The organism is Rhizobium azibense (assembly GCF_004342325.1).
In the GTDB taxonomy this organism is placed as follows: domain Bacteria; phylum Pseudomonadota; class Alphaproteobacteria; order Rhizobiales; family Rhizobiaceae; genus Rhizobium; species Rhizobium etli_B.
On sequence record NZ_SMBJ01000002.1, the window covers coordinates 397,560 to 410,252 of the forward strand.

Genomic DNA, 12,693 nt, shown 5'->3' on the forward strand with positions numbered 1-12,693 from the left:
GAGAGATCGATCAGGATTTCAAACGGCGCTTGACGGGCCGTTGTGCCGCAGCGCGCGCACGGGAGACCGGCGTGAAGCTTTCAGCTGCCGCCGCCAAAGCATCGACGCGTCCGCGCCCGCGGATCGCACGCCGGGCCGACGCCTGCAGTTCTGCTCCGCGGTCGCTTTCGAGCGCCGAGAAGAACCAGTCGACAAAGACCTTGACGATCGGCGCGGAGCGCACCTCGTTTCGGCAGGCGACATAAAAGGCATCATTGGCAGGAACGGAGAGATCGAAGGGCACGACGAGTTCGCCTTGAGCAATCAGGCTGCCGGCCGTAATCGTATCGCCGAGTGCGACCCCCTGCCCGCTCAAGGCCGCCTCCGTCGACAGGCGCGCATCGCTCATGAAGTGCTGCCGGCCCCGCGGCATGTCCAGCGCGTCGGCTGCCGCCAACCACGTATTCCATTCGCGTCCATCGTCGCCGTGAAGCAGAACATGGTCGCGCAGATCGCGCACCGAACGCAGTGCCCGGCTGTTCATCAGGGTTGGGCTGACGACCGGAAAGAGTTGCAGGTTGCTCCAAAGACGCGCCCAGCAGTCCAGCCAGGTCCCATCACCATAGAGAATACAGACATCGATATCCGGAGAGTAAAGCAGCTCAGGATCATTGGAGGCGACGAGCGTCAGGCTGATATCGGGGAATTGCTCGCTGAACTGGTGCATGCGCGGGATCAGCCAGAAGGACAGCAAAGCCGGAACGCAGGAAATTCTAAGGCTCCCGCTTGTCGAAGGCCGGGTCACCAGGGCTGTTGCCGCCGCAATGTTCTCGAATGCATGCGTCAGAGCCGGCAACAGCAGGGCAGCCTGCGGCGTAAGCTTCAGCCGTTTGCCATTGCGCTCAAAGAGCGGCGTGCCGAAGACCGCCTCCAGCGCCTTGATCTGATGGCTAACGGCACCATGCGTAACATTGAGCTCGCGCGCAGCCGCCGAGACCGAGCCCCGGCGGGCAGCAGCTTCGAAAGCGCGCAGGGAATTCAGCGGCGGCAGTCGGTTGAACATGGCCAATCTATATGTGAGTAAATCTCACGCTAACTGCTATAACAATGTGAGTTGCATTTCCAACCATTTTGTTAGGTAATGGGTAAAAAGCAAGAGCGACGAGGGGAATGATGTGATGCCGCAACAAGGTTCCGCTTCCCAGCCGTTCAAGATGAGAGGTGAACTGAATTGGCCTGGAATCAGACGAAGCTCGAAGAACTGCGCGCAAAGTTTGCCGACAGCCACGGCGGCGAGATATTCGACCCCGACTTCCGCAAGGTAGCCGACAAGATCTTCTCAAAAAGCGGCACGCGCCTTGCGCCCTATGCCGGCGTTCCGACATTCCTCAGCGCTCCTTATATGCCCGTTGGCGCCGACGAGCCGGATTTCGGCAATCTGCAGGTCGCAATCACCGGCGTTCCGATGGATCTCGGCGTCACCAACCGTCCGGGATCGCGCTTCGGACCGCGGGCACTGCGCGCAATCGAGCGCATTGGCCCTTATAACCATGTGCTGGGCACAGCGCCGCTTTTCGATCTTCGCGCAGCCGACATCGGCGACGTTCCCTTCCAGAGCCGTTACCGACTGGAGCTCAGCCATGACGACATCGAAAAACGCATCGGCCAGATCGTCGATGCAGGAATCGCACCGCTTTGCGTCGGCGGCGATCACTCGATAACTCACCCGATCCTCAAGGCACTCGGCAAGAAGCAGCCGGTCGGCATGATTCACATCGATGCGCATTGTGACACCGGCGGCGCCTTCGACCAGACAAAATTCCACCACGGCGGTCCGTTCCGCAATGCCGTTCTCGACGGCGTGCTCGATCCGACACGCACGGTGCAGATCGGGATCCGCGGTTCGGCAGAATATCTCTGGGAGTTTTCCTACGAATCCGGAATGACGGTGATCCACGCCGAGGAGGTGACGGAGATGGGCATGTCCGCGATCATCGAAAGGGCGAAGAAAATTGTCGGCGACGCGCCGGCCTATCTTTCCTTCGACGTCGACAGCCTCGATCCGAGCTTTGCCCCCGGCACCGGCACGCCGGAAGTCGGCGGCTTGACCACGCGTGAAGTTCTGCAATTGATCCGCGGCCTGAAAGGGATCAATCTTGTCGGCGGAGATGTTGTCGAGGTCGCCCCGCAATATGACGCGACCACGAATACCGCCCATGCCGGCGCCCAGGTCCTGTTCGAAATCCTGAGCCTGATGGTCTTCAGCCCGTCCATCGGCGGAAAGGGCGACTAAAAACGGCAACGACCGGAAACTGCAACATGTCAGACCAAACAAAAGAGGGAACAAAGTCATGAAAACCATACTCGAGGCGGCCATGAGCCGCCGAAACCTGCTGGCAACCGGCCTCGCCGCCACCAGCATGCTATCCATGCCCGCCATTCTGCGCGCGCAGGACAAGTCGCTGAAGGTTGGCGTCTATGGCGGCTACTTCAAGGATTCGTTCGACAAGAACATCTTCCCGGAATTCACCAAGGCAACAGGCATTGCCGTCGAATCGGTGGCCGAACCGACGGGCGAGGCCTGGCTGGTGCAGCTGGAGCAGGCTGCCAAGGCCGGCCAGGCGCCTGCCGACCTTTCGATGATGTCTCAGGTCGCAATGCTCAAGGGTCAGGCGACCGAGTTGTGGACGGCAATTGACACAGCAAAGCTCAAGAACGCCTCCGGCCTCGTCGACCGCTTCGTCAATAAGTATCCCGATGGCCGCGTTGCCGGCGTCGGAGCCGTTGCGTGGTACATCACGCTCGTCACCAATACCGACGTCTTCAAAGAAGCGCCGACTTCCTGGAATGCCCTCTGGGATCCGGCAAATGCAGACAAACTCGGCTTGCTTGCTCTTGTTTCCAACTCGTTTTTGCTGGAAGTGACGGCCAAGACCCATTTCGGCGGCACAAACGCACTCGATACGGAAGAGGGTCTCCTGAAGGCATTCGAAAAGCTTGCCGAGGTGAAGCCGAATGTCCGCCTGTGGTATCGCGACGAGGCACAGTTCGAGCAGGCGCTGAAGTCCGGTGAAATCCCGATGGGACAGTATTATCACGACGTCACCGGCCTTGCCGCGGCCGATGGTTTTCCGGTCCGCTCGACTTTCCCCAAGGAAGGCGGCATCCAGGATTCCGGCTGCTGGGCGTTGTCGCGTGCCTCCAAGAAGGCGGAAGAGGCACATATCTTCATCGACTACATGTGTCAGCCGGCCATCCAGGCACTGATGTCGCGCAAGGTCGGCACGGCGCCAACGATCAAGCGCGAGTTGCTTGACCTGACCGACAAGGAGTTTGCAGCCGTCGCCTCCGACATCGAGCCGATCACGCCGCGCTACGATCTTTATCAGACCAAGTCCGATTGGCTGAACCAGAAATGGACGGAACTTATCGTCGGTTGAAGTTTTCGAGACTGACCGTTCCATAACAATGCATGCGCCTTGTGCCTTTGACGGCCAAGGCCCATGCGGGGCAATCGTCCTATGCACGTGGCCCATGCGGGGGATTTATGTCCGGACTGACACTCGACAATATCACCAAACAATTCGGCGCCTTCACCGCCGTCGACAATGTCCAGCTCAACGTTCCGCATGGCACGTTCGTCTGCCTGCTCGGCCCCTCCGGCTGCGGCAAGACAACGCTGCTGCGCATGATTGCCGGTCTCGACATGCCGACGAGCGGCGCCATTGTGCTCGACGGCAACGACATAACGGCCGTCCCGACCCATAAGCGGGATCTGGGGATGGTGTTTCAGTCCCTCGCGCTTTTCCCTCACCTGACCGTCGGCGAAAACATCGCCTATCCGCTGCGCATCCGTGGCACGGCCAAGGAAGCCCAGAAGAAGCGTGTCGATGAGCTGCTGTCGCTGATCCATTTGCCCGGCTATGCAGACCGGCCGGTGAACAAGCTTTCCGGCGGCCAGCGCCAGCGCGTCGCAATTGCCCGTGCACTGACGATTTCGCCGAAGCTCTTCCTGCTCGATGAACCGCTGTCGGCGCTCGATGCAAAACTGCGCGAGGCGATGCAGGTGGAACTGCGGCAGCTCCAGCAGACGCTTGGCATCACGACGATCGTCGTGACCCACGACCAGCGCGAAGCAATGACGATGGCAGATATCGTCGTCGTCATGAACAGTGGCGAACTGCGCCAGGCAGCAAGTCCGATCGAAATCTACCGCCGTCCCGCCGACCGTTTCGTCGCCGATTTCATCGGCTCGACCAACCTGCTCACGACGGAGGCCGACAGCGCCGGCCGCGCGACGGTCTTCGGCAAGGTCATCGAAGGCGTTCTGCTTCCTCCCGGCCTCAACAGAGCAACGATCTCGGTGCGGCCGGAGGACGTGCATCTGACGGCGCCAGGCGGCAACACTATCACTGGCAAGGTAACCTTCATTCGCGATCTCGGCGGCACGATCGAGACTTTCCTCGATCTATCTGGAACACAGGTCGTCGCCGTTTCGACACCGCGCGAACGCCCGGCCGTCACCGTTGGCCAGGAGGTTGGTGTCAAGCTCTCGCCGGAAGTCTGCGTGGTACTGCAGAAATGAGACGCGAACCACCGCAAAAAATTGCCGATTACTGGCCGCTTGCCTTCCCGGCCGGAATGCTGACGGTCTTCTTCGTCATTCCGTTCGCAACAATGATTGCCGTGAGCTTTTTCCAGCGACAGCAGGGCGGTTTTTACACGCCGGCCTTTGTACTTGATAATTACGCCCGCTTCGTCAGTCTGTTTTTCGGTAGGGTGCTGGGCTTTTCGCTGATGCTTGCGATCGCCGTGGCGATCTGCTGCATCGTGCTTGGCATTCCATTCACCTATCTGCTGACGCGCATGGGACGCAAAGCTCAGGTGATGTGGCTGGTGGCGCTTCTGGCGATTCTTTCGCTTTCCGAAGTCATCATCGGCTTTGCGTGGTCGACATTGTTCTCACGCACCGCCGGCATCACCAATCTGCTTGTCATGGCAGGCCTCATGCAAGAGCCCGTGGCTCTGACGCCGAGCTTCGGCGCAGTCCTGGCAGGCATGGTCTATCAGGCCCTGCCTTATACGATCTTGATCCTCTATCCCGCGCTGGTCAGGCTTGACCCTACCTTGACGGAAGCGGCGCGCACGCTCGGAGCATCGCCGGTCAGGGCATTTTTCACGGTTGTCGTGCCGACATTGCGCAACACGATTATCGCAACGCTCATCATGGTCTTCATTTTTGCGCTCGGCTCCTATCTGCTGCCACAGATTCTCGGCCGTCCATCACACTGGACTCTGTCGGTGCTGATTACCGACCAGGCCGTCTATCAGTCGAACATGCCCTTCGCCGCCGCGATGGCCGTCTTTCTGGTGCTGGTGACACTTGCCATGGTCGGGCTGACGGTGCTGATCGGCCGGAAGGGAGATGCGCCATGAACACGTTGCTCCGCCGTCTTTATTTCTTGCTCATCGGGCTTTTTCTGACGGCACCCATGATCGTCGTTGCCGGGGTATCTGTAAATGTGAAACAGAGCCTCACCTTCCCGCCCCAGGGCTTTTCGCTTGCCTGGTACGGAGAGATATTCACCAATCCGGAATGGCGCAACGCGCTTATTGCTTCGCTGACGCTTGCGGTTCTGTCCGCCGCACTTGCAGTGCTCATCGCTTTGCCGCTTGCCTGGTTCTTGTGGCGCAGAATTGCGCCATGGGCGAACATCTTCCAGCTTTTGGGCGTCGCGCCCTTCACCTTGCCACCGGTCATCACTGCACTCGGCCTTTTGACTTTCTGGGCGACCACCGGCTTTTACGGCGCATCCTGGACCGCCGTGATCAGCCACGCGATCTTCTTCGTCACACTACCATTGGTGACGCTATCGCTCGGCTTCACCGCCATCGATCGCTCCTTGGTCGAAGCGGCGGCGACAATGGGGGCGAATGAGCGGACGATATTCAAGACGGTCGTCTTACCGCTGATCCGGCCCTACCTGATTTCTGGTTACGCCTTTGCGTTCGTGTTATCGCTGAACGAATACATCGTCGCCTACATGACCGTCGGCTTTACCATGGAAACCTTGCCCATCAAGATCTTCAACGCGCTGCGCTATGGCTATACGCCGACCATGGCTTCGGTGACGATCCTCTTTGTCGCAATTGCAGCGCTCGTCTTCGGCCTCATCGCGCGCTTCGGCGACCTTCCGAAGCTGCTGGGCGCCATGGCGGCAGAAAAATGAAGACAATGGCCGCCCCGGTTTCATCGCATCGTCAAGCCGCAATGACCGGCATATTGGCGACCGGCAACGAGCGTGGCATCGTCAAGACGTAAACCGGCGCCACCGTGGCCACCTTCTCGGCCGACATCACATGGCTGAGTATCTGCACTTCAACCGTGCTCGCAGATCCCTTGGATGGAATAGCTTGCTTGCCTGCGCAATATGATCGTCACTGACACCTGTCGCGCAGACGCCTCTTCGGCGGCATTTGCCTTGCCCGGCAAGTCCGATGCCGCCTGTAGCGCCGATGACAAGAGTGCACCTGGCTGTAAAACACGCCATTGAGAAGACCCTCAGCCGGGCTGACTGTCGAAGCCCGTGAAAACTCAAGGGCGCAACGAAGCTAGCTGCGATTTTATCGGTCATCGGCCGGAACGAGTTAAGACGGATGCCGACGAGGACGTCGCCCCGTGGCCTCCGATCTTGCCGCGTAGCTGTCAGAAGCTTCAGGCGACACTCTCCCGGACGACGCGGTCCGTCGGAACGAGACGTGCCATAGCAGCGAGAAGATCGGTCTGCGAGATCAGCCCGATGATCTGCCAGGCCCGATCGATCACGACAACGGCGTGTGTTTTCCCGTCCGTCAGGACTGGCAAAAGTGCGAGCGCGGGCGCGTCGGCCGAAGTTGTCGCCGGTGGCGTCATGAGGGCCTTAACCGGGCCGGACGCAAGCGCGAGTTCTCGAAGTCCGACGCTGCCTACGAGCGTGCCGTCTGGCTGCTTGACCGGCAGTGTGCGAACATTGTGCCGGATCAAAAGCGCATGCGCCACCTCGACAGTGGTATCGGGGCTGACTGCAATGACATCACGCGACATGATATCTGCGCATTTCAGGTCCTTGTTGGACCGGACCGTCGCTTGAATTTCGACTTCTCGCAAAAGCCGGCTCACATCCGAACGATCGATGTCGAACGTTTCCTTCAGCACTTGCAGCGCCGCATCGACGTCCTCCTCACGAAATCCGATCCGCAGGTTTGCGGGCGGATCCTTCGTGTGATGCGTGTTGGTCGCGCTGACGACACGATGCGGATAATTGTGCCGGGACAACCTGTGGAACAGAAGTCCGAGTGCCACCAGGATGCACGAATTCAAGCCCACCGGCACAAACGGGAAGAAAAAACCCCAACTCGCCACGGGCGCGCCGCCGAGGACTGCAGTCAGGGCCGCCGCTCCGCCGGGTGGATGCAGGCAGCGGGTGAACGACATTGCCGCAATCGCCAGAGAAACGCCCACACCAATCGCGATGATCGGGTCAGGAATGAGATTCGCGGCAATGACACCCATGAAAGCAGAAATCGTATTTCCACCGATAATCGACCAGGGCTGCGCCAACGGGCTTGACGGAACAGCAAAGAGCAGCACAGCAGAGGCCCCCATCGGCGCGACAATCAGCGGAAGGTGAGGACCTTCGCCGAGGAGGCCACCGCAAATAAGGCCGGTCAAAGCGATGCATGCAAGCGCACCCACACACGAAACCAGTCGCTCGCGAAGTGTCGCACCGGCAAGGATGGGCGCAAACAAACGAAAACGCCAGCCAGACAAGGCTTGCCGATTTGGGAAACGCATAGATCACCTGTGGATTTGTCAATGAGATGTGCCGCGACAAAGGATTGGGGCGATGGCATGGTTATGGATTGTCCTCGCCGGCCGAAAGGAGGGCCGTTCGAAAGATATCCAGCTCTGAAGATCCCCCATTCTTGCGGGAAAGAAGCGCGGTTTCGGCTGAACCGGCAACAACCGTCTGGACCATGTCACGGGATAGCTGCAACTGGGACAGAACCGACGCTGGAGCGACACCAACGGCGCCTCCTGCAAGGACACTCGCAATCACGGCGTGGTAAGATGACATCTCGATCGTCATGAAGAACGGTGAAAGACGGCCAAGCCAATCCTCGGCCATGCGGCGATAGGTGCAACCGGCCTCAAGGGCGGCGAGTGCGCCAACGGTGATGTCCGACGCATGACGAACTGGCGGATGATCCGGGGGAAGAATGATCAGAACCTCCTCGCTCCAGAGCGGCGCCAGCTCGAGCTGACAAAGATCAACGTCGGCAAGCCAGGCGGCTGCATTCTTGCCGATGGGCAACGCGATCAAGGCACAATCGACTTCCTCTGCCAAAACGGCACGCGCGAGATCCCGCGTCGCACCCATTGTCAGCCGAAGAGAAATATGAGGAGCAACGGTTGCGAAGCGTGGCAGAATATGCGGTAGCCGGCTTGCAGCCGTGCTTTCCATCGTACCGACACGCAAAGTCGCCGGCCGGCTGGAGGCCGACAATGAATGGCGCGCCTCGTCGGCCAATGCCGCCATTCGCTTCGCGTAAGACAAGAACAGCCGCCCTTCGCGGGTCAGAGTCATCTGCCTTCCGTCCCGGTTGAAGAGCAGGACACCGAAATCCTCCTCCAACTGCTGGATGCGCGTCGTGACATTCGAAGCGACGCGCCCAAGGGCGGCGGCAGCACGCGTCACGCTTCGATGCTCGGCGACGGAAAGAAAGACACGCAGCGACGGAAAATCCAAGTAAAGTCTCGATTCCAGAATACAATGGCGCCATTATTCTCATAAACAGAATGCGATCAAGCCGCCGCAGAGAACGGATTTTTCAAAATTTCAGTCGCTGACGGGAAGGAATTGCGCATCTTTCCAGATGCCGCAGCTGTGACGATGACCCGCCGGGACGGTCGAGCTCGCTCGACGCCGTCTGCGATTCTTCTGCGTCCAACGGCATGCAGATAGCTCATTGGACAGTGAACACCCCTGCACGCTCTTTGAGCATTGAGCGCAATATATCGGCAGCACCGGCACGACGCCACTGGTAATGCACGGCAAACACATGGCACGCCGCTTGCTTTTCCATTCCAGTTCTTTTTGAAAGGTTCCGGTCGATGGTATTGCCTTTTGTTTTTCTGAGCATCGCAATCGGCTTCAGCGTGCGGGGATGCTTGCCGGCTTTTGCCGCGTGTCCGGAACTGGCTCCACGGAAAATCACGCTCACCATGCTGGCGACAGCGATCTGCATCTCAGCCCTCGCTCTGGCCTTTTCGGGCCGCGGCGTCTTGCTGGGAGGCGCGATTCTAGCGTCGGGGCTCGCTGTTGCTTCGGTCGCAAGAACAATCCTTCGCCCGGCCGCCATGGTCGCAATCGCGGCAAGCTGCCTCGTTATTTACCTTTATCTGTCGCCTGCGCAGAGCTAACTGGAGAAACTGTAAATCGTCCTGGCATTGAGCCTCGCCCCAATGGTGACCCGAAGGCGATCCTGCAGCTTTATTAGCCTTTCTGGGATCGAGAGGCTGTGGCCGAGCGGCAAACTGGAGGCGAAGCCGGCGACAAGCCTCGCCGGTTCAGACGAGATTCCCGACCGGCGTGGCCTTTCACACTAGGCTGCCTGCACCTTCTTGGCTGTTCTTGCCCAGGCCGGCAACCAGTCACCGTGGGTGGAAAGAAGATCGTCGACGAGCGACCAGATCTGGTCGAGGTCGAGTTCAGCTGCCGTATGCGGATCCATCATCGCAGCGTGGTAGATGTGTTCGCGGTTTTCCGTCATCAGTGCCTGGACGGTCAGCTCCTGAACATTGATATTGGTACGGATCAGCGCTGTCAGCTGTGGCGGCAGGTCGCCGATGAAGGTTGGCTGAATGCCCGAGCCATCGACCAGGCAAGGCACTTCGGCGGCGCAGTTTGCCGGCAGCGAGGTGATGCAGCCGTTGTTGCGGACATTGCCGTAGATGACCGACGGTTCGCCAGTCCAGACCGAGTTGATGATGGAGGAAGCATATTCCTTCGATTGTGCGACCTCGATCGTCTCGGCCGAGCGAAAGGCTTCGGCCTGTCCCTTCCAGCGTTCGATCTGCTCGACGCAACGCTTGGGATATTCGTCAAGCGGAATGCCGAACTTCTCGATCAGGTCCTCTCTGCCCTCTTTGATGAAGTAGGGCGTATATTCGGCAAAGTGCTCCGAGCTCTCGGTAACGAAATAGCCAAGGCGTGTCAGCATCTCGTAGCGCACCTTGTTGGGGCAGCGCGGATTCCAGCCGGGTTTCGGCGCACGGCCTTCACGATAGGCGCGGACAAGATCGGGATAGAGGTTCTTGAAGGAACCATCCGCCTGCCGGTGCTCGAACGTCAGGTAGAAGGCCATATGGTTGATGCCGGCCGAGCGATAGCGAATTTCCTCGTAGGGAATGTCAAGGTCATGCGCCAGCTCCATGGCCGTGCCCTGGACGGAGTGGCAGAGGCCGACCTGCTTGATTGCCGGATATTTTTCCGCGATCGCCCAGGTGTTGATGGCCATCGGATTGACATATTGCAGCATGATCGCCTCCGGGCAGACGGCGAGCATGTCCTCGCATACCTTCCAAAGGTGCGGCACGGTTCTAAGGCCACGCATGATGCCGCCAACGCCGAGTGTGTCGGCAATGGTCTGGCGCAGACCGTATTTCTTCGGCACTTCGAAATCGGTAACGGTACAGGGCTCATAGCCGCCGATCTGGAAGGCGACGACGACGAAGTCTGCGCCTGTCAGCGCTTTGCGCTGATCGGAATAAGTTTCGGCTTTGGCCTTTACGCCCAGGGTCGAAATCAGCTTGTTGACTACGACGGCGCTCTCTTCGAGACGCTGCGGATTGATGTCCATCAGCGCGATCGTGGCGCCCGACAGCGCGGGACGCTGCAAGACATCGCCGACGATGTTCTTCATGAAGACGGTGGAGCCTGCTCCGATGAACGTGATCTTGGGATTTCGTGCCATTATAACCTCCGGCATTCGGCAATCATGCTACCTCGAAAGCGGCTTTCACCAGCCGTTCCGTGTAGGCGGTCTTGGGATTGGATAGAACTTCGTTGACGGGCCCCTCTTCCATGATGCGGCCATGCTGCATGACGATCACCCGGTGGCACAGCGCCCGCACGACCTTGAGATCATGCGAGATGAAGAGGTAGCTCAGTCCCCGCTCGTCCTGCAGCCTGCGCAAGAGCTCTATGATCTGCGCCTGGACGGAAAGATCGAGCGCGGAAGTCGGCTCATCGAGCAAGATAAATTCGGGTTCGAGGGCGATAGCGCGGGCAATGGCGATGCGCTGGCGCTGGCCGCCGGAGAATTCGTGCGGGAAGCGCGAGAGAATATGGCCAGGCATGCCGGCCGCAATTAACGCCTCGCGAACCCGATCCATGCGCTCGGCTTTGGTTGCACCGAGCCGGTTGACGACCAGCCCCTCTTCGATGATCTGACCGATCGTCATGCGCGGATTGAGCGACGAGAACGGATCCTGGAAGACGATCTGCATGCGCGATCGCAGCGGTCGCATCTCGGCGCGCGAGCGGCCGTGGATGGGCTGGCGGTCGAAATAGATTTCGCCGCCGTCCGGATCATTCAACCGGACCAGTGCCTGGCCAAAGGTCGTTTTGCCAGAACCGGATTCGCCGACGAGCCCAAGCGTCTCATGACGGCGCAGCGCAAGGCTCAGGCTATCCACAGCAACAAGTTCCTTCATTTCCGGCTTGAAGAACGTACCGTGGCGCAGCATGAAAGAAACGCGCACCCTTCTGGCATCAAGAATGATTTCGGAATTTTCCGGCAATGGATTGGCCTGACCGCGCGGTTCAGAGCCGAGCAGATGCTTCGTGTAAGGATGCTGCGGATTGGCAAAGAGCCTTTCGGTCGTGTTGTGCTCGCGCATCTCGCCATGCTGCATCACATAGACATAGTCCGAGAACTGCCGCACGACCGTGAGATCGTGGGTGATCAGGATCACCGCCATCTGCAGTTCCTTCTGCAGTTTGCGGATCAGGTTCAGGATCTGTGCCTGCACGGTGACGTCAAGCGCTGTCGTCGGCTCGTCGGCGATCAAGACATCCGGATCGTTGGCGAGCGCCATGGCAATCATCACGCGCTGACGCTGACCGCCCGACAGCTGATGCGGATATTGCTTCAGCCGGGCTTCTGGATCGGGAATTTGCACATGCTTCAAAAGTTCCAGCGCCCGCGCTTGCGCCTGCCGGCGGCCGAACTTCTGGTGTACACGGATTGCCTCGACGATCTGACTGCCGATCGTATAGATCGGGTTCAGCGAACTCATCGGCTCCTGGAAGATCATCGAGATGCGGTTGCCGCGCAACTTGCGGCGGGCGCTTTCGGAAAATTTCAGGATATTGGCGCCATCATAGTCGATGGTCGATTTCGGCGAGACAACGGCGCGCTTCGTAAGAAGCCCCATCACCGTGCGCGCGGTTACCGATTTTCCGGATCCGGACTCACCGACGATCGCGATCGTCTCCCCGCGATAGAGCTGGAACGAGATATCCTTGACCGCCTCAACGAAGCCGTCTTCGACCTTGAAGTTCACCGCGATGTTGCGCGCGTCGATGATTGGGGCGTCTTTGCGGCCGTCATGGTCATGGCGAACGGGCGGCGCAAAGGAATTGACGAGAGAAAGGGCCATGTTCACCA

General features: G+C 59.3%; 11 protein-coding genes. 5 read left to right on the forward strand and 6 right to left on the reverse strand.

All coding sequences use genetic code 11. The annotated features are described in order from the left end of the window. Positions 1-10: 10 nt before the first annotated feature. The gene (locus tag EV130_RS06030) at positions 11-1,042 is read right to left on the reverse strand and encodes a LysR substrate-binding domain-containing protein (protein WP_074064982.1); all 1,032 of its coding nucleotides are present in this window, start codon (positions 1,040-1,042) and stop codon (positions 11-13) included. Positions 1,043-1,210: 168 nt separating this feature from the next. On the opposite strand from EV130_RS06030, the gene speB reads away from it, so the two are divergent. The 5 genes from speB (at position 1,211) to EV130_RS06055 (ending at position 6,209) form a co-directional block, all read left to right on the forward strand. Further along, positions 1,211-2,272, forward strand: a complete 1,062-nt coding sequence (speB, locus tag EV130_RS06035; RefSeq protein WP_132659592.1) for an agmatinase — start codon at positions 1,211-1,213, stop codon at positions 2,270-2,272. 58 nt (positions 2,273-2,330) lie between these two features. Next, positions 2,331-3,419 carry an ABC transporter substrate-binding protein gene (locus EV130_RS06040; RefSeq protein ID WP_165918497.1) on the forward strand — a complete coding sequence of 363 codons (1,089 nt, stop codon included), beginning with the start codon at positions 2,331-2,333 and terminating at the stop codon, positions 3,417-3,419. Between the two features lie 107 nt (positions 3,420-3,526). Beyond that, positions 3,527-4,564, forward strand: a complete 1,038-nt coding sequence (locus EV130_RS06045; RefSeq protein ID WP_132659594.1) for an ABC transporter ATP-binding protein — start codon at positions 3,527-3,529, stop codon at positions 4,562-4,564. Then, positions 4,561-5,415, forward strand: a complete 855-nt coding sequence (locus EV130_RS06050) for an ABC transporter permease (protein ID WP_132659596.1) — start codon at positions 4,561-4,563, stop codon at positions 5,413-5,415. Before EV130_RS06045 ends, EV130_RS06050 begins: the two co-directional genes overlap by 4 nt. Then, positions 5,412-6,209, forward strand: a complete 798-nt coding sequence (locus EV130_RS06055) for an ABC transporter permease (RefSeq protein WP_074064987.1) — start codon at positions 5,412-5,414, stop codon at positions 6,207-6,209. The genes EV130_RS06050 and EV130_RS06055 overlap by 4 nt, the downstream gene beginning before the upstream one ends. 485 nt (positions 6,210-6,694) lie before the next feature. On the opposite strand, the gene EV130_RS06060 is transcribed toward EV130_RS06055, so the two are convergent. The 5 genes from EV130_RS06060 to EV130_RS06080 all read right to left on the reverse strand — a co-directional run bounded on the left by EV130_RS06060 (position 6,695) and on the right by EV130_RS06080 (position 12,685). Continuing rightward, a complete protein-coding gene (locus EV130_RS06060) occupies positions 6,695-7,813 on the reverse strand; it encodes an HPP family protein (protein ID WP_132659598.1) in 1,119 nt (372 codons plus the stop codon). Between the two features lie 61 nt (positions 7,814-7,874). Then, entirely contained in the window at positions 7,875-8,768 is an 894-nt protein-coding gene (locus EV130_RS06065; RefSeq protein WP_132659600.1) for a LysR family transcriptional regulator, read from the reverse strand. A gap of 217 nt (positions 8,769-8,985) precedes the next feature. Further along, on the reverse strand, positions 8,986-9,267 hold the full coding sequence (locus EV130_RS06070; RefSeq protein WP_132659602.1) for a hypothetical protein: 282 nt from the start codon (positions 9,265-9,267) through the stop codon (positions 8,986-8,988). Between the two features lie 357 nt (positions 9,268-9,624). Next, entirely contained in the window at positions 9,625-10,995 is a 1,371-nt protein-coding gene (gene melA / locus EV130_RS06075) for an alpha-glucosidase/alpha-galactosidase (RefSeq protein ID WP_132659604.1), read from the reverse strand. A gap of 22 nt (positions 10,996-11,017) precedes the next feature. Next, positions 11,018-12,685 carry an ABC transporter ATP-binding protein gene (locus EV130_RS06080; RefSeq protein ID WP_132551701.1) on the reverse strand — a complete coding sequence of 556 codons (1,668 nt, stop codon included), beginning with the start codon at positions 12,683-12,685 and terminating at the stop codon, positions 11,018-11,020. Positions 12,686-12,693 lie beyond the last annotated feature (8 nt).